Origin of the sequence: Novosphingobium tardum, from assembly GCF_042652045.1 — a bacterium.
GTDB lineage: Bacteria > Pseudomonadota > Alphaproteobacteria > Sphingomonadales > Sphingomonadaceae > Novosphingobium > Novosphingobium tardum.
In genome coordinates this window covers 517,781-538,936 of record NZ_JBHSDR010000003.1, presented here as the reverse complement: position 1 = coordinate 538,936, position 21,156 = coordinate 517,781, and the positions used below count along the sequence as shown (strand labels likewise).

Here is a 21,156-nt window from a genome sequence, read left to right as displayed (position 1 = left end):
ACGGACCTGCGCGATGAAAGTCCTCATTACCGGAGCTGCGGGCTTCATTGGATCATCAGTGTCGCGACATCTGCTGGCTCGTGGCGACGAGGTGATCGCGATCGACAGCCTCAACAGCTATTACGAGGTGACCCTGAAGCAGGCGCGGATCCGGGCCCTGCGCGAGACGGGGGGTAACCGGTTCACCTTCGAGCAGATCGACTTTTCGGATTATCCGGCTCTTCAGCGCGTACTGGAGCCCCTGCGGTTCGACCGCATCGTCCACCTCGGCGCCCAGGCCGGTGTGCGCTATTCGATGGAGAACCCGCACAGCTACGTGCAGTCCAATCTTGTCGGCCATCTCAACCTGCTCGAAGTCGCGCGGCATCGCGAGGTGGAGCACATGGTCTACGCCAGTTCTTCGTCGGTTTATGGCGGCAACACAAAGCTGCCGTTCTCGGTCGACGACCGCGTCGATCATCCGCTGTCGCTCTACGCCGCGACGAAGAAGGCGGACGAGCTGATGAGCGAGACCTACGCGCATCTCTACCGGCTGCCGCTCACGGGGCTGCGGTTCTTCACGGTCTATGGCCCGTGGGGCCGGCCCGATATGATGATGTGGCTGTTTGCCGAAGCAATCCTGGCGGGCCGGTCGATCCCGGTATTCAATCACGGCCGGATGTGGCGTGATTTCACCTATATTGACGATATCGTCGCGGGGATCGTAGCGTGCCTCGACAATCCGCCGCCTGACGACGACCAGCCGAAGGCCGGCGGGAGCACCAAGCCACACCGGCTCTACAACATCGGCAACAATCGCTCAGAGCCGCTGTTGCGCGTGATCGAATTGCTCGAGCGCGAATGCGGCCGCAAGGCCGAACTCGAACTTTTGCCCATGCAGCCTGGCGACGTGGAACGTTCGCTCGCGGACATCGACGCTATCACCAACGATCTCGGCTATGAACCATCGGTCACGATCGACGAGGGCGTGCCGAAGTTCGTGCGCTGGATGCGCGATTACCGCGGCATCTAGCTGCTCTTCAACGGCGCGGCAAGCAGGTCCCTGATCCGCGCCGCCGAACGTCCATCGCCAAAGGGATTGTGCGCGCGCGACATCGCGGCATAGGCATCCGCATCGTCCAGCAGGCGAAATGTTTCGGAAACGATGGTGTCGGCATCCGTGCCGACGAGCTTTGCAGTTCCCGCGATCACACCCTCGGGCCGCTCGGTCGTCTCGCGCATCACCAGCACCGGCTTGCCCAGCGCGGGCGCTTCTTCCTGCACCCCGCCGCTGTCGGTCAGCATCAGCTCCGAAATGCCGAGGAGGCGCGCGAAGTTGGGATAATCCAGCGGCTCGATCAGCGCGACGTTGGGCAGGCCCGCCAGCGCGCCGTCCATGACGCGCCGCACGTTGGGATTGGGATGCACCGGAAAGATGATCGCCACGTCTTCACGTGCCGCAATCCGGCGCACGGCATCGGCGATCGCCTCGAGCCCGCCACCGAAATTCTCGCGGCGATGGCTGGTCACGCCGATGATCCGCTTGCCTGCGAAGCGCTGCTCGAGCCCGGCCAGTCCTTCGGCAAGTGCCGGTTCGGCTGCGATCCGATCCTGAACCCAGTGGAGCGCGTCGATCACGGTATTGCCGGTGACGTGGACGCAGGCCGGGTCGACCTTCTCGGCGCGCAGCGCGGCCGCCGCGGTCTCGGTAGGCGCCAGGTGCAGCGCGGCCATCGTCCCGATGATCTTACGGTTAATCTCTTCGGGCCAGGGCTGGTAGATATCGCCGCTGCGCAGGCCGGCCTCGACATGGGCGACGGGGATTTTGCGATAATAGGCCGCCAGCGCGCCACACATCGCAGTGGCGGTATCGCCCTGGACAACGACCCGATCCGGCTTCTCTTCGTCCATCACGCGGCCCAGGCTGACCAGCAACGCGGCGGTAAGCGCGTCGAGCGACTGGTCAGGCCGCATCAGATCGAGGTCGTGGTCTGGAGTGATTCCCGCGATCTCCAGCACCTGGTCCAGCATGGCGCGGTGCTGCGCCGACACGCAGACCCGCGAATCGAAGCGCGGATCGTCGGCCAGGGCATGGATCACAGGGAAGAGTTTGACCGCTTCGGGCCGTGTGCCGAAGATCGTCAGGACGCGCAGGGTTCGATTCATTGCGCGCCCCTATAGTCATTTACCGCGGCGCGAAAGACGCGCCGCGAAGCCGGATCACCAGTCTTATGAATTACTTCGGCGGGGCCGGAAGCGGCGCGGCGTCGGCGCCCTTGGCGTCCTCGGCGTCACGCTCCGCCTTCAGCTTCGCGTCGTACTGCGCCTCGAGCGCTTCGACACGGGCCTGCGTTGCCGCCGCATCCGCATCGATCGTTGACAGCCGCTTGGCGCGTTCCTCGGCGATCAGCTTGCCGAAGCGCTTGTCCCCGGCCTGCTCCTTTTCGGCGTATGCGCTCTCGATCAGCTTCGCCATGCAGCCCGTGGCCCCGCCGGCGCCGACCGGCGAGCAACTGTTGGTTCCGGTTGCCCCGACGGTTTCGTAAGCCTTCACCCGGTTCGACCACGCCTGGTTGGCCGGAGCCTGGGGATCGCCTCGCAGCGGCTCGGGAATGCGGTAGCGTTCCTGCTCTTCCTTGCGTGCGCAGACGGTGATCGTGTCCCCGGTCGAGGCCGGGCAGGCATCATCGCCATAGACGATTAGCTGGTTGATCTTTTCACCCTCGCTTTGCGCGCCGGCGGGCTGAACCGGCAGAGCGGCCAGGGCGGCCAGCGAAAAAAGGAGCGGAAACGTGCGCATGGCTAAAACCTCAATCGGGCCGGCAGGCGGCGTTGAACGCCGGCGACACGACCTCTTAGGCCAGTCGCGCGGTGAACGATAGATGAAGTGGCAAAGCGGCTCTTTCGTTCCGCCAGTCGCGCCTCAGATGCGCTTGGACAAACCGATCGCGACACGGCAGCCGAGCCGGATCGCGCCAGAAAGCAGGGGAAATGCCGGCGCGCGTTCGGCGCCCGCGGCAAGCGCCGTTTCGCGATGTTCGCGCTCGTCGTCGCGAAACTCGGTGATCATCGCGCCGAACTCGGGATCCTCTTCGCCGAGCGCGTCGAGCTGCTGCGAGTAGTGGCGATCGATTTCCTCCTCGACCGCGGCGGTGCAGGCCATCGCCGCTTCAGGCCCGATCAGCGCCGTCGCTGCGCCGAGCGCGTAGCCGGCGAAGTGCCACAGCGGCTGGAGCGCGGTGGGGCGCACCCGCCGCTGCGCCATCAGGGCATCCAGCCGGGCACGGTGGCCGGCCTCCTGCTGGGCCATGCCCGCGATCGTCGCGGAATGAGGGGCGCGGTCGCCCATCACCGCAAGCTGCCCGGCGTAGATCCGGGTGGCGCCGTATTCGCCGGCCTGATCGACCCGCAGCATCGAATCCCGGTCCCGGCGGCTCATATCCGTGCCCTCCCGCGCGAAAGAAGAACAAGGATGGCCGCCGCGCTGGCCATCGAGATGAGGAAGTTCCAGCCGGCGAGCGATATGCCGAACAGGTCCCACGGCGAAACGTCGCAGCGGATGACCGGCGCGTTCATGATCGACGCCAGTGGGTCGTTACCAAGCGAACCGCCCGAGCAGCTCGTGATCCCGGTCCACCAGCCGTATTCCACACCCGCATGATAGGCGCCGAGCAGGCCGCCGACCGCGATCGCAGCGGCAGCGAGCCTGACCAGACCGATCTTGCCCAGCGCAAGCGATGCGACCGCCAGGACGAGCGCGGCGATATGGGCGTAGCGCTGCCACCAGCACATTTCGCAGGGCGGCAGGCCGAACCCGTACTGCGCGATCAACGCCCCGCCGAGGAGCGCGGCGGGCACGGCGAGCGCAAGCCACGAGGCGGCCCGAATCTCTGGCGAGTCCTCCATCGGGTCAGCGGCGGCGGGCAGCGAGCGCGCCGGGCGCGGTGTTCTTCAGCGTCTGGAGTGCATAGTAGAGCTGGAAATCGTCGATGCCCTTCGCCTTGAGCTCCTCCGCCGTCATCTTGAAGCGGGGATCGGCGGCCTTGTCGGTCTCGAGAACCTTGTCGTCGATGCCGACCTCGTTGACGAGATGGCCGCGCAAGTCCGATTCGCGGAACATCCGGGCGGCTCGGGCGCGCATGTCGGGGTCGGAAATCTGAGGCACGGCGATGTCGGGCTGGATCCCGCCTTCCTGCACCGACCGACCCGACGGGGTGTAGTATCGCGCGGTAGTGAGTTTGAGCGCGGTGTCGCGGCTCAGCGGCAGAAGCGTCTGCACGCTGCCCTTGCCGAAACTGGTCTGGCCCATGATCAGTGCGCGGTGCTGGTCCTGCAGCGCGCCTGCCACAATCTCGCTGGCCGAAGCGGATCCGGCATCGATCAGCACGATCAGAGGCAGGCCCTTGGCGATGTCGCCCGGTTCCGCGCTGTAGGTCTCGTTGTCGCGGGCGTAGCGGCCACGCTGAGAGACGATCTGCCCCTTCTCGAGGAACAGGTCGCTGAGCGAGACGGCCTCGTCGAGCAGGCCGCCCGGGTTCTGGCGAAGATCGAGCACGACGCCGGTCGGGGCGCGGCCGCCCAGCTTGAGCCGTGCAGCGCGCATCGCCGCGTCGACTTCCCGTCCGACATTTGCGCTGAAGCTGTTGACGGTGATGACGGCCACGCTGTCCTTGAGCTCCCAGCTTACCGGCTTCAGGTCGATGACCGCGCGCGTCAGGGTCACGTCGAAAGGCTCGTCGCGGCCCGGGCGGAAGATCGTCAGGCGGATTTGACTTCCCGGCTCTCCGCGCATCTGGTCGACCGCCTCGTCGAGCGAACCGCCGTAAATGAGCTTGCCGTCGAGATGGGTGATGTAGTCCCCGGCCTTGACGCCGGCCCTGTCGGCCGGGCTTTCGCGGGTCGGCGCGATGACCTTGACCGCGCCATCGTCCATCGTGACCGACAGCCCGAGCCCGCCGTAAGCGCCGTCGGTCTGCGTGCGCAGGTTCTGGAAATCGCGCGCGTCGAGATAGGACGAGTGCGGATCGAGGCTGGCGAGCATCCCCTCGATCGCACCCTTGATCAGCTTGTCGTCGTTCACCGGCTCGACATAGCTCGACTTGATCCGGTCATAGACGGCGAGCAGCTTGCCGAATTCGGGCGCCGACTTTGAATCGACCGCGGCAATGCCTGCGGTGGCCACAGGCAGCACCGCGACCGCCGAAACGAGCAGTGCGGCGCGCATCAGGGGGGCGAACTTCATCGACGGCGAGCCTTTTCGGATGTGCATCTGCGCAGCTTATAACGCAGCGAACCTTAACGCCAGCGGTGCCGTCATGCCCCAGTCCCGGTCAGGGCCCGCCGAGAACCTCGAGAGTGTCGACCGGAACGCCGTTCTTGCGCAGCTCGACCGTAACCGTCGGCCGGCCCGGTCCAGCGGTCCCGAGGGGCGCGCCCTGTACGAGATCATCGCCTACCGACACGCTCAGCGTCGCAAGGTCGGTGATGAGCGTGGTCCAGCCGCCGGGATGCTCGATGATCGCGATGCGGCCGTATCCGCGATAGGGGCCGGCGAACACCACTCTTCCCGCGGCCGGCGCGACGACCTGCGCCCCGCTGCGCGGCGCAAGGGTCAGCCCCTTGGCGCGCAGGCCACCGCCGCTGGATGCCTCGCCGAACCCGGTCACGACCGGTCCCGCCACGGGCAGGATGTAGGAAAGGCGGGCACTCGCCACCGCCGCGCCCGCGACTTCGACGACCTGCGCCTCACCCGGGCGGCTTGGCCGCAACACCGGACCCGGCAATGCCGCAAGCTCGCGGCGCAAGGCACCCGCCGTTTCAAGCTGCCCGATCAACGAGCCGAGGTCGCGCGTCTGTTCGGCAAGCGCCAGCGCCCGATCGGCCTCGCGGTTGGCGGAACCGCGCACGGCGCGCGAGGCGAGGCGCTGGCGGCTTTCAAGCGCGGCAAGCTGGCGCCGGCGATCTCCAAGGCGCGCCTGCGAATCCTCCAGCGCCCGCTGCGCATTGGCGGCCTGCTGTTGCAGTACCCGGCCATGGACGATCTCGGCCCGCAGCGCCGCGGTTCTCTGGCGGATCACCGGCAGCATCGTCTCGAGCATCGCGCGCAGGTGAACCATGTTGTCCAGCGAACCGGGCCGCAACAGGCCCAGCGCGAGCGGACGCCGGCTCATCAGCTGGAGCGCCGCGGTGAGCCTGACCACCGGCTCCTGCCGCGCGGCGAGCCGGGCGCGCAGGGCCATGCGATTGCGCGCGATAAGCTGCCCCGCGGCACGGCTCGCGGCGATTTCGGCCTCGGATTGCTGGATCCGCGCGGCGAGTGCGGCCGAGAGACGAGCCGTGCGGTCGGCACTGGCGCCGGCCTGTGCCGCCTGCTGTTCGAGAAGCTGGGCGCGCATGCTCGCCATCCGCTGCTCCGCGCGCGCGGCGCCGAGCGCGGCGCGAGTTTCGTCAATAGTCTGGAACGGCGCTGCAGGCGTGGCCGTCGTGATCTGGCCCAGTACCGGCGCGCCGGCAACGGCCGCGGCGGCGATCAGCGACAGGGCAAGGAACAGCGGCAGGCGTGACGTCATGGGGCGGCGCTTATCCTTCGCGATGATAGGGATGGCCAGCGATTATGCTGGTCGCGCGCCACAATTGCTCGGCGAGCATGGCCCGCGCCATCATGTGCGGCCAGGTGGCCCTGCCGAAGCTGAGAAGCAGGTCCGCGTCCGCGCGCTGAGCGACATCGTGGCCGTCGGCGGCGCCGATCAAGAAACGTGTCTCGCGCACGCCGTCGTCGCGCCAGCGCGAGAGGACGTCGGCCAGTTCCGCCGACCGCAGGTCGCGGCCCAACTCGTCGAGAACCACTGTTCGCAAGGGAGTTTGCGGCGCGGGCAGCGCGCCGCCGCGCTCGGGCAGCTCTGTGATCGCCACGGGCCAGGTAATGCGCCGCGTGTAGCGCTCGACCAGCTCGGCTTCCGGTCTGCGACCGATCTTGCCCCGCGCAACGATGTGAAGGCGCATCACCGCGACGCGGCCCGCATATCCGGCGCGGTTGCGATCAGGCGGCGGCCGGGGCCGTGTCCCCGAAAGCCCACATACGCTCCAGGTTGTAGAAGCTGCGCACTTCGGGCCGGAAAATGTGGACCACCACGTCGCCCGCGTCGATCAGCACCCAGTCCGCTGCCGGCAGACCTTCGATCCGCACCGGTCCATGGCCTGAATGCTTGATCCGCTCGGCCAGCTTCTGCGCCATTGCCGCCACCTGCCGCGTCGATCGGCCCGAGGCGACCACCATGTAGTCGGCGATGCTGGACTTGCCCGCGAGCGGAATGGTCACGACTTCCTGCGCCTGGTCGTCGTCGAGCGACTTGAGAACCATGTCGTGAAGCGGCGTCTCGCCAACCGGCGGAACATGCGGAGCGCCGAGGGGCGAGGTGCCCGAAGCGGCGTTGGGATCAGTAGTGGTCATGGGGAGAGCGTCTGCTCCTCCTGCTGGTGGACGATGGGTTGAAGGAAAAGCGGCGGAAACCGGCGAGCGATCGTTCCGCGAAACCGGGGGCGTGAACCCCGGTGATGGTTACCGGCGGTGATGATGCCCCCGTCAGGAGGGTTCCGCCCGAATAATGTGGCGGGTCACCCCATCGCGGATCGAAGTGCCGGAAAATCGGCGATGCCAGAGCGGATCGGCACTGCGGATGGCGGTGGCCGAGCGCGAATCGGGATCGAAACGCAGCAGTATCAGCGCGGGGGCGCTCCAATTCGCCGGATCGTTCAGGCTGGAGGCGCGCCGGCGATAGCGGCCGAGCCAGGCCATGGCGGGAGCCGCCAAGGCACGGCCATCATAGCCCGGACGCGCCATCACCGCAATCGGCATCGTCCGGGCGATCGCCCGCCAGGATCGCCAGCGGTGGAACTGGGCGAGGTTGTCTGCCCCCATCAGCCAGACGAACCGCCGTGTCGGATAGCGGCGCATGAGGGCGCGCAGGGTATCGACAGTGTACCGCGTGCCGAGTTCGCGCTCGATCGCGGTCACCCGGATCGGCGCGCGGCGCGCCTGCGCGCGCGCCGAGGCGACCCGCGCGGCGAGCGGCGCCATGCCCGCAGCGTTCTTGAGCGGATTGCCGGGGGACACCAGCCACCACACCTCGTCGAGATCGAGCGCGTCGATCGCGAAGAGGCTGATCCGCCGGTGCGCACCGTGGGCCGGATTGAAGCTGCCGCCGAGCAGGCCGGTCAGCGGGCCGCGACGGGTCACGGACGCGAACCGGTCATGCGCCGGCGATCATTTCGGCTGGCGGCGGGGCGATACGCTGGTGTCGCGATATGCCCCCTGCATCGCGAACATCCAGCCCGGATATTCGCGCGGCAGGCGGCTCACCTTGTCGAGTTGACCGACTTCGGCTGCGGTCAGCTCGATGTCGCAGGCCCCGATGTTGTCGGCCAGCTGATCAGCCCGCTTCGCGCCGACGATCACGGTCGAGACCACCGGCTGGTGGAGAAGCCAGGCCAGCGCGATCTGCGCGACCGTGGCGCCGCGGCTTTCGGCAATCGGGCGCATCGCGTCGATCACCGCATAGCCCCGATCGAGCTCCACCGGCGGAAAGTCGAACTCGGCGCGGCGGCCTTCGCCCTTGCTGCGGTCGTCGTCGCCGCGGCTGTATTTGCCCGAAAGAAAGCCTCCCGCCAGCGGGCTCCAGACCATCAGTCCGACACCTTCCGAAAGGAGCATCGGCACGATCTCGCGCTCAAGCTCGCGTCCGGCGATGGTGTAGTAGGCTTGGAGCGAGGCGAATTTCGTCAGCCCCAAGCGCTCGGCCATGCCCAGCGCCTTCATGATCTGCCACGCCGCCCAGTTCGACACGCCGATATAGCGGGCGCGGCCGGTGCGCACGATGTCCTCGAGCGCGCGCAGCGCCTCTTCCATCGGGGTCTGCGTGTCCCAGCCGTGGATCTGGTAAAGATCGACGTGATCGAGCCCCAGGCGCTCGAGGCTCGCATCGATCTGGTGGAGCAGGTGAAAGCGCGACACGCCGGCGTCGTTGGGACCCTGGCCCATCGATCCCATCGCCTTGGTGGCGACGATCACGTCGGACCGGGCAGTGCCGAGATCCTTCAGCGCCTGCCCGACGAACCGCTCCGACTGCCCGCTGCTGTAGACGTTCGCGGTGTCGATGAAATTGATCCCTGCGTCGAACGACTGCTTGACCAGCGCGGTCGAGGCGTCCTGATCGAGCCCCGCGATGGCGCCGAAGCGACCAGGCATGGTGCCGAATGTCATCGCGCCCGGGCACAACTCGGAAACGATAAGCCCGGTGCTGCCGAGGCGGTTGTAGCGCATGGTCATCGTGCATTCTCCAGCATGGAGTGAGAGATTTCTTCGATCAGGGCCTGGTCTGGCCGCTTCCCCGCACCAGCCACTTGTACGTCGTCAGCCCCTCGAGGGCGACCGGCCCGCGCGCATGAAGCCGCCCGGTGGCAATCCCGATCTCCGCGCCCAGCCCGAACTCGCCGCCATCGGCGAACTGGGTGGAGGCGTTGTGCATCACGATCGCGCTGTCGACCTCGGCGAGGAAGCGTTCGGCGGCCGCCGCATCCTCGGTGACGATGGCATCGGTGTGGTGCGAAGAATGGGCCGCGATATGCGCCAGCGCCGCGTCGAGGCCGTCGACCACCGCAACGCTCAGGACCGCATCGAGATACTCGGTGTCCCAATCGCCCTCCTCGGCAGGAACGATGCGAGGATCGATGGCGCACGCGCGCGTATCGCCGCGCAGCACGCAGCCGGCCGCAAGCAGCGGTTCGACCAGGCCGTGCGGATCGGGATAAGTCGCGTCGATCAGCAGAGTCTCCAGCGCGCCGCACACTTCCGTCCGCCGAAGCTTGGCGTTGAGCACGATCGCGGCGGCCCGGGCAGAATTCGCGGCGGCGTGGACGAAGGCGTGATTCACCCCGTCGAGATGGGCCAGCACCGGGACCCTCGCCTCGGCCTGGACGCGCGCGACAAGGCTCTTGCCTCCGCGCGGCACGATCATGTCGATGAGCCCGGCGGCACCGAGCATGGCACCCACCGCGGCGCGATCTTGGGTGGGGACTAGCTGCACGGCGTCGCCCGGCAGGCCGGCCGCTTCCAGCCCCGCAACGAACGCGGCGTGTAACGCGCGATTGGAGCGCACCGCCTCGCTGCCGCCGCGCAGGATCACCGCATTGCCCGAACGCACGCAAAGCGCGGCGGCATCGACGGTCACATTGGGACGGCTTTCGTAGATGATGCCGATCAGGCCGATCGGAATCCGGACCCGCTCCATCACCAGCCCGTTGGGCCGAACCGAGCGGTCGATCACCGAACCGACCGGATCAGGAAGCGCGGCCACGGCCTCGACGGCGGCAGCGATTCCTTCGAGCCGCGACCCCTCCAGACGCAGACGGTCGAGCATCGCGGGAGATAGACCGGCGGCCTCGGCCTGGACAACATCTTCAGCGTTCGCGGCGAGGATGGCTTTGGCATCCTGCCTGACGGCGGCTGCGGCGGCCCGCAATGCCGCTGATTTCGCGGCATCGCTTGTGCGGGAAAGGATTTGCCCTGCGGCGCGGCCGGCGCACGCAAGGCCTTCGACAAGCGCCGCGGCTTCCGGTTCGGTTCGTGCGGATAGGTGCGCCGGATTTGCCATGTCCAAGCCCGCTATCATCGCGAACGCGGCTTGTCACACGCTCAAAAGAGAGCGCCGCCAAATGCAAATCGAGCGACTTGGTTCCCGCCGGGATCAGATTTTTTCGTCGTTTTTAGCGTTTCATCGCGCGACTCCAACAGCCTGCCCCGAGTCTGGCAGCGCGGATTCGACCCCTTGCCTACAGCCGTGTAAGCGCCCCGCAACGCCAAGAGCACAATCAAAAGGTGGGGTCGTTCCTTGCAGACAGTAAGCCGCGGCGGGTATTTTGCCCGCCTGCGTGACTGGTTCCCCGATCGCGAATTCATCATGCGGTCGCAGGGTCAGGTGCGCTTCGTGAAGATTTCCGGAAAGCTGCAGCTGGCCGCCGCGTCGATCGTCGCTGCGATAGTGCTTGCGTGGCTTGTCGTGATGGCGCTCGCGCTCGCCGGACGGATCGGCGCCGGGTACGAAAGCCCCGAGCTGGCCCGCCGCGAAGCGCAGGTCGCCGGGGCGGAACGCCGCGTCGCGGCCTATCGCGCCGGAATCGGACGGCAGGCCGAGGATCTCGTCCGCCGCCAGCAGTACATCGAGCAGATGGTCGAGACCCACCTTGGCGATCTCCCGGCTGCCGGCGAAGCGCCCGCGGACGGCGCGCAGGCCCCCACCCCCACGAAGATCAGCCTGACAACCACTGGCCCGCTGACCTTCGACCAGATCGAGGCGCGCCAGCTTGCCTTCGTCGAGCGCATGACCCGCCTGGCAGATGCCCGTTCCAGCGCTGCCGAGCGCCAGATCCGCCGTGTCGGCCTTAACCCCCGGATGGTTCTGGCTCGGGTCCGCTCGGCGCAGGGTGGCCCGCTGGAGCGGTTGTTCGCCAAGGACGAAACCGTCGATCCGCGTTTCGCCGCGTTCGGCAAGAGCATGGCGCGGATGAGCGCGCTCGAGCAGGGACTCGGCACCATTCCGAATCACCTTCCCGCCAGCCTTGAATTCATCTCCTCGGGGTTCGGCACGCGCAGCGATCCGATCACGGGCGAACCCGCGATGCACGCCGGGCTCGACTTTCGCGGCCCCATCGGCGCACCGATTCACGCGGCGGCCAACGGACGCATCTCGTTCGCCGGCCAGCGCTCGGGCTATGGCAATTGCATCGAGATCGATCACGGCAACGGCTTGATGACGCGTTACGCCCACATGTCGGCCTTCCGCGCGCACATCGGCCAGGAAGTGGCGGCAGGGGACGTGATCGGGGCCATCGGCAGCACCGGACGGTCGACCGGTCCGCATCTCCATTTCGAAGTGCGGATCAACGGCAGTGCGGTTAATCCGCGCCCGTTCCTGGAGAGCCAGACCCATGTTCAGCAGGAAATCGGCGGACGTCGCGCCGCGCACACGAGCTAGCACGTTGGCGGCCGTCCAGCGTGGCGGAGCCGCGACCTTTTCGGTCTTCGGCCCGGATGTGACGATCACCGGCGACGTTTCAGCCAGCGTCGACCTACATGTCGACGGCAGGATCGAGGGCGACGTGACCTGCGCTTCGCTCGTCCAGGGGGAATCCAGCGAGATCGCCGGAGCGATCCGGGCATCCAGCGCGCGCCTTGCCGGCACCGTGCGCGGTTCGATCGAGGCTGCGCATTGCGTGATCCTGGCGACCGCGCGCATCCACGGCGACGTGATCTATGACGCGCTGACGATCGAGCAGGGCGCGCAAGTCGACGGCCGGTTCGCGCATCGCGATCCCGCAGGCGAGCCGCTGCCGTTCACCGGCGAGCTCGACGAGAATCTCGCCGAGCGCATCAGCCTCACCGGCTAGGGCGCCCGGCGGACCGGTTTCACTCGGGGGCGACGCCCTCGCTCTTGCGGGCTTCGAGCCAGGCGGCGGCTTCGGCTTCCTGCGCGGCGGTCGCGGCGGCCTTGTGGGTCGCGTCGCGCTCTGCCCGCAGTTCCTCGATCAGCGCATTGCGATCGTCGCCCAGGCGCACATCGCCCATGCCATCGTCGACGATCCCGGCCTTCTTCGCCGCCTTGGCGACGAACGCGTCCAGTTCGCGCTGCGAACACAGGCCGAGCGCAACGGGGTCCTTCGGGTTGATGTTCGAGATATTCCAGTGGGTGCGGTCGCGGATCGCCGCGATCGTGTTGCGCGTCGTGCCGATCAGCTTGCCGATCTGCGCGTCCGAAATCTCGGGGTGGTTGCGGATGATCCAGGCGATGCCGTCGGGCTTGTCCTGCCGCTTCGACACCGGGGTGTAGCGAGGTCCCTTGGTCCGGCTGACCTGAATCGGCGCCTTCTGCATCTTGAGTTGATATTCGGGATCGTTCTGGCCCCGGTCGATCTCGGCCTGCGTCAGTTCACCCGCGTGGACCGGATCGCGCCCAGTGTACTTCGACCCGGCCAGATCGTCGGCCATGGCCTGAACCTCGAGGATGTGGAGTCCGCAGAAGGCGGCGATCTGTTCGAACGACAGGCCGGTGTTGTCGACCAGCCACGACGCCGTGGCGTGCGGCATCAGGGGAAACGTCTGCTGGGTCACGATCTTGTCTCCGTCGGCGGGTCGGGCCGGTATGGAATATACGCGCCATCGGCGCGCCTGAAAATATAACGGCCGCCCCTTGCGGAGCGGCCAGCCTCGGCGCGCATGTAGGCCATCCGTTCCAGCGGAGCAAGACTTGCCTGCCTCAGGCGGACATCGCCAGAAAGCCGTCCAGCGCTTCGATCCGCGCGATCCAGGCGCAGACCGCGGGATAATCGGCAAGGTGGAAGCATCCGCCTTCCTCGCAGACGTGCGTGTAGGCGAAAAGCGCGATGTCGGCGAGCGTCACGGTCGGGCCGACGAAAAAGTCCCGGTCGGAAAGATGCGTGTTCATCAGCGCGAGCGCGGCCTTGCCCGCCAGCCACTTGGCCTCGACCTGCCCGCGCTGGAACTCGGTCAGGTTCTCCTCGCCCAGGTAATGCATCCAGAAGCGCAGCGTCGCGATGTTGGGTTCGTGACTGTACTGCTCGAAGAACATCCACCGCAGCATGTCGGCCCGGTCGAACCGGTCGGGCGGGATCAGCGCGCTGCCTTCGGCCACGTACCAGCAGGCCGCATCGCTTTCGGGAAGGAAGCGGTCGCCGATCTGAAGCACCGGAATGCGGCCGTTGGCGTTGACGTTGGCGAGAAATTCGGGCGTCCGCGTCTCCCCCTTGAGGATGTCGTATTCGCGTCGTTCCAGGGGCATGCCGACGAGCGCGGCAGTGAGCCGGATCTTGTAGCAGTTCCCCGAAACGGGGTCCTCGTGAAGGATCAGCCCCTTTTCCATCCTAAGTCTCCAGCACGATCTTCCCGATGTGCTCGCCCGATTCCATCCGCGCGTGAGCGCCTGCGGCATCGGCAAGCGCATATGTCCGGTCCATCACCGGGCGCAGCTTGCCCGCGGCGAACAGGGGCCAGGCCTGCTCGGCAATCTCGCGCGTGAGCAGGGCCTTGAAGGCATTGGGCCGCGGCCGCAGCGTGGACCCGGTGAGGACGAGCCGTCGGCGCATGATCTCGGCCATGTTGATCTCGGCGCGGACCCCGCCCTGGACCGCGATCGTGACATGGCGTCCATCGTCGGCAAGGCACTTCAGGTTGCGTGCGACATAGTCGCCGGCGACCATGTCGAGCACCATGGCCACGCCCTTGCCGGCGGTGATCCGGGCAACTTCCTCGACGAAGTCCTGAGCCTTGTAGTCGATCGCATGGGCCGCCCCGATCTCGAGCGCGGCGGCGACTTTCTCTGCCCCTCCAGCGGTCACGATCACGGTGATCCCGAACGCCTTGCCCAGCATCGCCGCCATCGAGCCGATGCCGCTGGTCCCGCCGTGAACGAGGATGGTTTCGCCTTCGCGCGCCATGCCGCGCTGGAAGACGTTGTGCCACACGGTGAACAGCGTTTCCGGCAATGCCGCAGCCTCGGCCATCGTCAGCGCAGGAGGAACCGGCAGGCAGTGATCGGCCTGGGCGAGGCAATATTGCGCGTAACCGCCGCCCGAAACGAGCGCGCAGACCCGCTCGCCTGGGAGCGGACTGGTCACACCACTGCCGATGGCGACGACCTGGCCCGCGATTTCGAGGCCCGGAATGGACGAGGCACCTGGCGGCGGGGGGTAGAAGCCCTGACGCTGGATGACGTCCGGCCGGTTGACCCCGGCATATGCAACCTTGATCAGCACTTCGCCCGGACCGGGCGCGGGAACTGGCTCGATCCTGGGCTGAAGAACCTCGGACGGCCCCGCTTCGGCAAACGTCGCCACGGTCATTTCTTGCGGGATTTGCGCCACTTCGGTTCCTCTGCCTGCGAGCTGCTGTGGCCCGTTCGCCACAGTCACTTTGACTAGACCCACGCCCGGTTGACAGCAAGCACGCCGCGCGGGACATTGTGCACTGCAATGGAAGACGAAGACCTTCCCCGTGCCAAGGGCGACGCCGCCAGCAAGCTGGCCGCCGAATCGCTCGACCGGTACAGCCACGAAGAACTCAACGAACGCATCCAGTTGCTCGAGGCAGAGGTGGTCCGCGTTGTCGCCCACCGCGACAAGGCCCATGCTCACCGCGTCGCCGCCGACGCCTTGTTCAAGCGATCCCCGACATCATGATGCGCCTCGCCCTTCACGGCTGCGAAGGGCGTACCCATATAGCTGTCATGGACCGGGCCGCGCGGCTCATACCCGCGCTTCATCCTGATGAACCATCCGATAATGTTCCGGCATTCGCCGGGACGCCGAAGGCGCGAGCCGGAAAGTAACTGCCATGCCAAGTTTCGCCCAGAGCCTCGAGAAGACGCTGCATGCCGCACTCGCCAACGCGGCCGAGCGCAGCCATGAATACGCGACGCTCGAGCACCTCCTGCTCGCCCTGATCGACGACGCCGACGCGGCGCAGGTCATGACCGCGTGCGGCGTCGACCTGGGCGACCTGGGCGAGGTGGTACGCCAGTACCTCGACCAGGAATACGAATCGCTTAAGACCAGCGAAAAGGCCGACCCCTCGCCCACCGCGGGTTTCCAGCGGGTCATCCAGCGCGCGATCCTCCATGTCCAGTCGTCGGGCAAGGACACCGTGACCGGCGCCAACGTGCTCGTCGCCCTGTTCTCCGAGCGTGACAGCTATGCGGTCTATTTCCTGCAACAGCAGGACATGAGCCGCCTCGATGCGGTCAGCTTCATCAGCCACGGTATCGGGAAGGGCGGCCGCCAGATCGAGCCGCGCGACCCCAAGGGCGCGACCGAGGAACAGGCCGCGCAGGACGACAAGGGCGACGCCAAAGGCGGACAGAAGAAGGATACCGCGCTCGACCAGTTCACCGTCAATCTCAACGAGAAGGCGCTGAACGGAAAGGTCGATCCGCTGATCGGGCGCGGGCCTGAAGTCGACCGCACGATCCAGATCCTCTGCCGCAGGTCCAAGAACAATCCGCTCTACGTGGGCGATCCAGGCGTCGGCAAGACCGCCATCGCCGAGGGCCTGGCGCGCAAGATCGTCGAAGGCGAGGTGCCCGAGGTTCTGGCCGAAGCGGTGATCTACAGCCTCGACATGGGCGCGCTGCTGGCCGGCACGCGCTATCGCGGAGATTTCGAGGAGCGGCTGAAGCAGGTCGTCTCCGAACTCGAGAAGATGCCGCACGCGGTGCTGTTCATCGATGAGATCCACACCGTGATCGGTGCCGGCGCGACGAGCGGGGGCGCGATGGACGCGTCGAACCTGCTCAAGCCCGCGCTGTCGGGCGGGACGATCCGCTGCATCGGCTCGACGACCTACAAGGAGTTCCGCAACCACTTCGAAAAGGACCGCGCGCTGCTCCGCCGGTTCCAGAAGATCGACGTGAACGAGCCGACGATCGAGGACACGATCAAGATCCTCAAGGGCCTCCGCTCGGCGTTCGAGGAACACCACAAGGTCAAGTACACCCCTGACGCGATCAAGACCGCGGTCGAGCTTTCGGCGCGCTACATCAACGACCGCAAGCTGCCCGACAAGGCGATCGACGTGATCGACGAGGTCGGCGCGATGCAGATGTTGGTGCCGCCGTCCAAGCGCAAGAAGACCATCACCGCGCGCGAGATCGAGGCGGTGATCGCGACGATGGCGCGGATTCCGCCCAAGTCGGTCTCGTCCGACGACCGCACCGTGCTCGAACATCTCGAGCGCGACCTGAAGCGCGTGGTGTTCGGCCAGGACAAGGCCATCGAGGTCCTGTCGAGCGCGATGAAGCTCAGCCGCGCGGGGCTGCGCGACGCCGACAAGCCGATCGGCAGCTTCCTGTTCTCGGGCCCCACCGGCGTCGGTAAGACCGAGGTCGCGCGCCAGCTCGCCTCGATCATGGGCATCCCGCTGCAGCGCTTCGACATGTCCGAATACATGGAGCGCCACTCGGTCAGCCGCCTGATCGGTGCGCCCCCGGGCTATGTCGGCTTCGACCAGGGCGGTCTCCTGACCGACGCCGTCGACCAGCAGCCGCATTGCGTCCTGCTCCTCGACGAAATCGAGAAGGCGCATCCGGACCTGTTCAACATCCTGCTTCAGGTGATGGATAACGGCCGCCTGACCGACCACCATGGCAAGACGGTCGACTTCCGCAATGTCGTGCTCGTCATGACCACGAATGCGGGCGCCAGCGACATGGCGCGCCAGGGCATCGGGTTTGGCGACGTGTCGAAGGAAGATGCGGGCGACGAGGCGGTGAAGCGGATGTTCACGCCCGAATTCCGCAACCGGCTCGATGCGATCGTGCCGTTCTCGTACCTGCCGATGACCGTGGTCAGCAGGGTGGTGGACAAGTTCATCCTCCAGCTCGAGCTGCAGCTGGCGGAACAGAACGTCCACATCCAGTTCGACGGCGAAGCGCGCAAGTGGCTGTCCGAAAAGGGCTACGACAAGCTCTACGGCGCCCGGCCGATGTCGCGGCTGCTACAGGAGAAGGTCAAGCAGCCGCTGGCGGAAGAGCTGCTGTTCGGTAAACTTGCCCACGGCGGCGAGGTTCACGTCACCATGAAGGACGGCGCCCTGGCCTTCGAACTGACGCCGGCCCCGCCCAGGCTGGTACGCAAGTCGGCGAAGAAGACCAAGGGCAGGCCGGCGCCCAGCACCGAGCCCAGCACCGACAGTCCGGAATAACGGGCAGACCCCGCCGGCCGCGCGAAAAGCGCAGGCCGGCGGGCTTACTTGCGTGGCTTGGCTGCCGGAGCGCTAGGCGACGGAACGGGCTGGAGCACGACTTCGTGGCCGGCGTTCCACTCAGCCACGCTGAGGACACCGTCGGCGTTGGTATCGAACCGTTCGAACCGGGCATTGGTATTGGCGACGAACTCAGCAAGCGTCAGCTTGTCGTCGCCGTCGCTGTCCGCCTCGGCGATCAACTTTTCCGAACTGGTCATGCCCGTGGTGTGCAGCGCCTCACGCGCGGCGTCCATTTCCGCGACCGTGATCGTGCCGTCCTTGTTCGCGTCGGTCGCTTCGAACAGCTTGGCGGCGGCGGCGGCGTATTCGGCCGACGAGACCTTTCCATCGCTGTCGGTGTCCGTGCCCGCGAAACTAGCAAGCGGACGGATCGCCGAGGGATCGGTGACCGCCGCTGGAACGGGAGTCGCCACGGCGGGAGCCGACGGCTCGTCCACCGGAGCAGGCCCGGTTTCCTTGTCTTTGCATCCAGCGAGCAAAAGCGCCAACGCGAGCGCGGGCGCGGCGGCAAGCGCCAACCGCCCCCGTCGACGAGGGTCCGAAGCGTGCGCGAGCCCGGCAGACTGGCCAGAAATCATCGCCTTACGCATTCTCATCCCCTTGTCGCCCGCAGTCGCCGGACACCTTATACCCTAACGGCAATTGCCTGATCCGCAACCGCATAGCGGCACGCTCTTGCCTTACGGCGCGTCGGAGGGGGAACGAATCGTCACGCCGCGCGGTTGGGTGGGGACGATGGGCGCTGACTTTTCGTGGATCCGACCCGAGCCGCATGGCATCCACATCGTCCCCGCCGATGCCTGGATCGATCCGGCGCGTCCAGTCGAGCGCGCGCTGGTCACGCACGGTCATGCCGATCACGCCCGGGGTGGGCACGGCCGCACGATCGCAACACCCGCAACGCTCGACATCATGTTGCTCCGCTATTTCACCGACGCTGGTGCGACGCCGATCGCATACGGCGAAACCCTTCGTCTGCCGGGCGAAGTTGATGCGACCTTCATTCCGGCGGGCCATGTCCTGGGATCGGCGCAGATCCTGCTCGAGCATGCAGGCGAGCGGGTTGTCGTTACCGGCGATTACAAGCGCCGGGCCGATCCGACCTGCCCTCCGTTCGAAGTCACCCGCTGCGACATCTTCGTGACCGAGGCGACGTTCGGCCTGCCCCTTTTTCGGCACCCGCCGATTGCCGGCGAGATCGGCCGCCTGCTTTCGGCACGTGCTGCCAACCCCGATCGCTGCGTCTTGGTCGGCGCCTACGCGCTCGGCAAGGCCCAGCGGGTGATCGCCGAGCTGCGCGCCGCCGGTTATTCCGAGACGATCTGGCTGCACGGCGCGATGGAGAAGATGTGCCGCCTCTATGAACGTCACGGCATCGAACTGGGCGACCTTAAGCTCGTCACCGACGCTCCGAAGGGAGCGTTGGCCGGACAGATCGTGGTCTGTCCACCGGGCGCGCTAAACGATCGCTGGAGCCGCCGGCTGCCCGATCCGATCACGGCCATGGCATCGGGCTGGATGCGGGTGCGGCAGCGCGCACGCCAGCGCAACGTGGAGTTGCCGCTCGTCATCTCCGACCATGCCGATTGGGACGAACTGACCCGGACCATCGAGGAAGTGAATCCCGCCGAAAGCTGGATCACGCACGGCCGCGAGGAGGCCCTTTTGCGCTGGTGCCAGCTCCATCAGCGCAAGGCCCGCGCCCTGGCGCTGGTCGGCTATGAGGATGAGGACGACTGATGGAGGCCTTCGCCGCCCTGGTCGACAACCTCGTCTACACCCGCAGTCGCAATGGCAAGCTGGACCTGATCGCGCGGTATCTGCGCGAGACGCCGGATCCCGACAGGGGATGGGCGCTTGCGGCACTGACCGACGGCCTCGACTTTCCGGCGGTGAAGAGCGCGACGATCCGCAACCTCCTGACCGACCGGGTCGATCCTATCCTCTATGCCCTGAGCCGCGATTTCGTGGGCGACACGGCCGAGACCGCGAGCTTGTTGTGGCCCGAGCCGCCGGGCGTCCGTCCGCCTCCGCCTTCGGTTTCCGAGGCGGTGGCGCTGCTTCACGCCACCACCCGGGCGACCGCGCCGGTCGTGCTGGCCGAGCTGCTGGACCGGCTCCCCGCGCCCGGACGCTACGCGTTGCTCAAGCTGGCGACCGGCGCGATGCGGATCGGGATCTCGGCCCGGCTGGCGAAAGTCGCCTTCGCCCAGGCCTTCGATGTCGTGATCGACGATGTGGAAGAGTACTGGCACGGCCAGGCTCCGCCCTATGCCCCCTTGTTCGCCTGGGCGGCCGACGGCGCGGAGCCGCCGCGCACCGACCAGTTGCCGCTGTTCCGGCCTTTCATGCTCGCCCATCCGCTCGAAGAGACGGTCATCGACATGGCCGAATTCGCGGCCGAGTGGAAATGGGACGGCATCCGCGTCCAGATCGTCCACGTTGCGGGCGAAACCCGCGTCTATTCGCGCAGCGGCGACGATATCTCGGCGACTTTCCCCGAGATTGCGCAGGGCCTGTCGATCCCCGCGGTACTCGACGGGGAATTGCTCGTGCGTGGCTCGCACCAGGGCGGTGCGGAGAACGAGCGCACCCAGGGCGGTGCGGCGAGCTTCAACGCCCTGCAGCAGCGGCTTGGTCGCAAGGTCGTTTCGAAAGCCATGCTGGCCGACTATCCCGCCTTCGTTCGGCTCTACGACATCATGATCCAGGAGGGTGAGGACCTGCGCGCATGGGCTTGGGAGCAGCGGCGCGAGCGGCTCGAGGAGTTTCTCCCCCGACTGGACCCGGCGCGATTCGACCTCAGCCAGGTAATCGCCGCCGCCAGCCTCGATGAACTGGCCGCAATCCGGGAGCGGGCGCGCGACGACGCGATCGAGGGCGTCATGCTCAAGCGGCGCGACAGTCCGTACGTCACCGGCCGGCGTACCGGGCTGTGGTACAAGTGGAAGCGCGATCCGTTGCTGGTCGATTGTGTGCTGATGTACGCCCAACGGGGGAGCGGCAAGCGATCCAGCTTCTATTCGGACTTCACTTTCGGCTGCTGGGATGGCGATCCCGATGCAGGGGCGGAGCTGCTGCCCGTGGGCAAGGCCTATTTCGGCTTCACCGACGAGGAGCTGAAATTCCTCGACCATCACGTCCGCCAGCATACCGTGAACCGTTTCGGCCCGGTGCGCGAGACGGACAAGAGCCTGGTGTTCGAAGTCGCATTCGATTCGATCCATCTCAGCAAGCGTCACAAATCGGGCCTCGCGATGCGGTTTCCCCGGATCAACCGAATCCGGACCGACAAGCCCGCGCACGAAGCGGACCGCATCGAGACTTTGAAGGCAATGGTCCAGGACTGA

General features: G+C 66.8%; 22 protein-coding genes. 7 read left to right on the top strand and 15 right to left on the bottom strand.

Annotated features, from left to right (window positions below; all coding sequences use genetic code 11):
- Positions 1-13 precede the first annotated feature (13 nt).
- Positions 14-1,012, top strand: a complete 999-nt coding sequence (locus ACFO0A_RS02755; protein WP_379537448.1) for an SDR family NAD(P)-dependent oxidoreductase — start codon at positions 14-16, stop codon at positions 1,010-1,012.
- On the opposite strand, the gene wecB is transcribed toward ACFO0A_RS02755, so the two are convergent.
- The 11 genes from wecB to ACFO0A_RS02700 all read right to left on the bottom strand — a co-directional run bounded on the left by wecB (position 1,009) and on the right by ACFO0A_RS02700 (position 10,628).
- The gene (gene wecB, locus ACFO0A_RS02750) at positions 1,009-2,145 is read right to left on the bottom strand and encodes a non-hydrolyzing UDP-N-acetylglucosamine 2-epimerase (protein ID WP_379537447.1); all 1,137 of its coding nucleotides are present in this window, start codon (positions 2,143-2,145) and stop codon (positions 1,009-1,011) included. The two genes, ACFO0A_RS02755 and wecB, sit on opposite strands and share 4 nt — an antisense overlap.
- Positions 2,146-2,215: 70 nt before the next feature.
- Positions 2,216-2,779, bottom strand: a complete 564-nt coding sequence (locus ACFO0A_RS02745) for a hypothetical protein (RefSeq protein ID WP_379537446.1) — start codon at positions 2,777-2,779, stop codon at positions 2,216-2,218.
- Positions 2,780-2,902: 123 nt separating this feature from the next.
- Entirely contained in the window at positions 2,903-3,418 is a 516-nt protein-coding gene (locus ACFO0A_RS02740; RefSeq protein ID WP_379537445.1) for a demethoxyubiquinone hydroxylase family protein, read from the bottom strand.
- On the bottom strand, positions 3,415-3,885 hold the full coding sequence (locus ACFO0A_RS02735; RefSeq protein ID WP_379537444.1) for a disulfide bond formation protein B: 471 nt from the start codon (positions 3,883-3,885) through the stop codon (positions 3,415-3,417). The genes ACFO0A_RS02740 and ACFO0A_RS02735 overlap by 4 nt, the downstream gene beginning before the upstream one ends.
- A gap of 4 nt (positions 3,886-3,889) precedes the next feature.
- Positions 3,890-5,221, bottom strand: coding sequence for a S41 family peptidase (locus ACFO0A_RS02730; RefSeq protein ID WP_379537443.1), 1,332 nt, complete (start codon positions 5,219-5,221; stop codon positions 3,890-3,892).
- Between the two features lie 88 nt (positions 5,222-5,309).
- Complete coding sequence (locus ACFO0A_RS02725; RefSeq protein ID WP_379537442.1) at positions 5,310-6,548, bottom strand: murein hydrolase activator EnvC family protein; 1,239 nt, start codon at positions 6,546-6,548, stop codon at positions 5,310-5,312.
- A gap of 10 nt (positions 6,549-6,558) precedes the next feature.
- The gene (locus ACFO0A_RS02720) at positions 6,559-6,981 is read right to left on the bottom strand and encodes a 23S rRNA (pseudouridine(1915)-N(3))-methyltransferase RlmH (RefSeq protein WP_379537441.1); all 423 of its coding nucleotides are present in this window, start codon (positions 6,979-6,981) and stop codon (positions 6,559-6,561) included.
- A 37-nt stretch (positions 6,982-7,018) separates the two neighbouring features.
- Entirely contained in the window at positions 7,019-7,339 is a 321-nt protein-coding gene (rsfS, locus tag ACFO0A_RS02715) for a ribosome silencing factor (RefSeq protein ID WP_379538147.1), read from the bottom strand.
- Between the two features lie 222 nt (positions 7,340-7,561).
- Positions 7,562-8,215, bottom strand: coding sequence for a nicotinate-nucleotide adenylyltransferase (locus ACFO0A_RS02710; protein WP_379537440.1), 654 nt, complete (start codon positions 8,213-8,215; stop codon positions 7,562-7,564).
- Between the two features lie 27 nt (positions 8,216-8,242).
- Positions 8,243-9,304 carry an aldo/keto reductase gene (locus ACFO0A_RS02705; RefSeq protein WP_379537439.1) on the bottom strand — a complete coding sequence of 354 codons (1,062 nt, stop codon included), beginning with the start codon at positions 9,302-9,304 and terminating at the stop codon, positions 8,243-8,245.
- A 37-nt stretch (positions 9,305-9,341) separates the two neighbouring features.
- Positions 9,342-10,628, bottom strand: coding sequence for a glutamate-5-semialdehyde dehydrogenase (locus ACFO0A_RS02700; RefSeq protein ID WP_379537438.1), 1,287 nt, complete (start codon positions 10,626-10,628; stop codon positions 9,342-9,344).
- A 237-nt stretch (positions 10,629-10,865) separates the two neighbouring features.
- Between ACFO0A_RS02700 and ACFO0A_RS02695 the strand changes: the two genes are divergently transcribed.
- Both ACFO0A_RS02695 and ACFO0A_RS02690 read left to right on the top strand, forming a co-directional pair.
- Positions 10,866-12,008, top strand: a complete 1,143-nt coding sequence (locus tag ACFO0A_RS02695; protein WP_379537437.1) for a M23 family metallopeptidase — start codon at positions 10,866-10,868, stop codon at positions 12,006-12,008.
- A 4-nt stretch (positions 12,009-12,012) separates the two neighbouring features.
- Positions 12,013-12,420, top strand: coding sequence for a bactofilin family protein (locus ACFO0A_RS02690; protein WP_379537436.1), 408 nt, complete (start codon positions 12,013-12,015; stop codon positions 12,418-12,420).
- 19 nt (positions 12,421-12,439) lie between these two features.
- Here ACFO0A_RS02690 and ACFO0A_RS02685 read toward each other — a convergent pair whose 3' ends face one another.
- The 3 genes from ACFO0A_RS02685 to ACFO0A_RS02675 all read right to left on the bottom strand — a co-directional run bounded on the left by ACFO0A_RS02685 (position 12,440) and on the right by ACFO0A_RS02675 (position 14,889).
- Positions 12,440-13,117, bottom strand: a complete 678-nt coding sequence (locus ACFO0A_RS02685) for a DUF1013 domain-containing protein (protein WP_379538146.1) — start codon at positions 13,115-13,117, stop codon at positions 12,440-12,442.
- 169 nt (positions 13,118-13,286) lie between these two features.
- On the bottom strand, positions 13,287-13,910 hold the full coding sequence (locus ACFO0A_RS02680; protein ID WP_379537435.1) for a glutathione S-transferase family protein: 624 nt from the start codon (positions 13,908-13,910) through the stop codon (positions 13,287-13,289).
- A gap of 1 nt (position 13,911) precedes the next feature.
- Entirely contained in the window at positions 13,912-14,889 is a 978-nt protein-coding gene (locus tag ACFO0A_RS02675; RefSeq protein WP_379538145.1) for an NAD(P)H-quinone oxidoreductase, read from the bottom strand.
- Positions 14,890-15,018: 129 nt separating this feature from the next.
- Here ACFO0A_RS02675 and ACFO0A_RS02670 point away from each other — a divergent pair, with 129 nt between their 5' ends.
- On the top strand, positions 15,019-15,225 hold the full coding sequence (locus tag ACFO0A_RS02670; protein ID WP_379537434.1) for a DUF1192 domain-containing protein: 207 nt from the start codon (positions 15,019-15,021) through the stop codon (positions 15,223-15,225).
- 154 nt (positions 15,226-15,379) lie between these two features.
- Positions 15,380-17,743 carry an ATP-dependent Clp protease ATP-binding subunit ClpA gene (clpA, locus tag ACFO0A_RS02665; protein WP_379537433.1) on the top strand — a complete coding sequence of 788 codons (2,364 nt, stop codon included), beginning with the start codon at positions 15,380-15,382 and terminating at the stop codon, positions 17,741-17,743.
- A gap of 44 nt (positions 17,744-17,787) precedes the next feature.
- On the opposite strand, the gene ACFO0A_RS02660 is transcribed toward clpA, so the two are convergent.
- Entirely contained in the window at positions 17,788-18,243 is a 456-nt protein-coding gene (locus ACFO0A_RS02660; RefSeq protein ID WP_379537432.1) for an EF-hand domain-containing protein, read from the bottom strand.
- A gap of 298 nt (positions 18,244-18,541) precedes the next feature.
- Here ACFO0A_RS02660 and ACFO0A_RS02655 point away from each other — a divergent pair, with 298 nt between their 5' ends.
- Positions 18,542-19,546, top strand: coding sequence for a ligase-associated DNA damage response exonuclease (locus tag ACFO0A_RS02655; RefSeq protein WP_379537431.1), 1,005 nt, complete (start codon positions 18,542-18,544; stop codon positions 19,544-19,546).
- Entirely contained in the window at positions 19,546-21,156 is a 1,611-nt protein-coding gene (locus ACFO0A_RS02650; protein WP_379537430.1) for a cisplatin damage response ATP-dependent DNA ligase, read from the top strand. The genes ACFO0A_RS02655 and ACFO0A_RS02650 overlap by 1 nt, the downstream gene beginning before the upstream one ends.

Excerpts from the sequence above, each read along its gene's own strand:
- ACFO0A_RS02755 (WP_379537448.1), top strand. The coding sequence starts at position 14 with ATGAAAGTCCTCATTACCGGAGCTGCGGGCTTCATTGGATCATCAGTG.
- wecB (WP_379537447.1), bottom strand. The coding sequence starts at position 2,145 with ATGAATCGAACCCTGCGCGTCCTGACGATCTTCGGCACACGGCCCGAA.
- ACFO0A_RS02745 (WP_379537446.1), bottom strand. The coding sequence starts at position 2,779 with ATGCGCACGTTTCCGCTCCTTTTTTCGCTGGCCGCCCTGGCCGCTCTG.
- ACFO0A_RS02740 (WP_379537445.1), bottom strand. The coding sequence starts at position 3,418 with ATGAGCCGCCGGGACCGGGATTCGATGCTGCGGGTCGATCAGGCCGGC.
- ACFO0A_RS02735 (WP_379537444.1), bottom strand. The coding sequence starts at position 3,885 with ATGGAGGACTCGCCAGAGATTCGGGCCGCCTCGTGGCTTGCGCTCGCC.
- ACFO0A_RS02730 (WP_379537443.1), bottom strand. The coding sequence starts at position 5,221 with ATGAAGTTCGCCCCCCTGATGCGCGCCGCACTGCTCGTTTCGGCGGTC.
- ACFO0A_RS02725 (WP_379537442.1), bottom strand. The coding sequence starts at position 6,548 with ATGACGTCACGCCTGCCGCTGTTCCTTGCCCTGTCGCTGATCGCCGCC.
- ACFO0A_RS02720 (WP_379537441.1), bottom strand. The coding sequence starts at position 6,981 with ATGCGCCTTCACATCGTTGCGCGGGGCAAGATCGGTCGCAGACCGGAA.
- rsfS (WP_379538147.1), bottom strand. The coding sequence starts at position 7,339 with ATGGTTCTCAAGTCGCTCGACGACGACCAGGCGCAGGAAGTCGTGACC.
- ACFO0A_RS02705 (WP_379537439.1), bottom strand. The coding sequence starts at position 9,304 with ATGACCATGCGCTACAACCGCCTCGGCAGCACCGGGCTTATCGTTTCC.
- ACFO0A_RS02700 (WP_379537438.1), bottom strand. The coding sequence starts at position 10,628 with ATGGCAAATCCGGCGCACCTATCCGCACGAACCGAACCGGAAGCCGCG.
- ACFO0A_RS02685 (WP_379538146.1), bottom strand. The coding sequence starts at position 13,117 with ATGCCGCACGCCACGGCGTCGTGGCTGGTCGACAACACCGGCCTGTCG.
- ACFO0A_RS02680 (WP_379537435.1), bottom strand. The coding sequence starts at position 13,910 with ATGGAAAAGGGGCTGATCCTTCACGAGGACCCCGTTTCGGGGAACTGC.
- ACFO0A_RS02675 (WP_379538145.1), bottom strand. The coding sequence starts at position 14,889 with ATGACCGTGGCGACGTTTGCCGAAGCGGGGCCGTCCGAGGTTCTTCAG.
- ACFO0A_RS02670 (WP_379537434.1), top strand. The coding sequence starts at position 15,019 with ATGGAAGACGAAGACCTTCCCCGTGCCAAGGGCGACGCCGCCAGCAAG.
- clpA (WP_379537433.1), top strand. The coding sequence starts at position 15,380 with ATGCCAAGTTTCGCCCAGAGCCTCGAGAAGACGCTGCATGCCGCACTC.
- ACFO0A_RS02655 (WP_379537431.1), top strand. The coding sequence starts at position 18,542 with ATGGGCGCTGACTTTTCGTGGATCCGACCCGAGCCGCATGGCATCCAC.
- ACFO0A_RS02650 (WP_379537430.1), top strand. The coding sequence starts at position 19,546 with ATGGAGGCCTTCGCCGCCCTGGTCGACAACCTCGTCTACACCCGCAGT.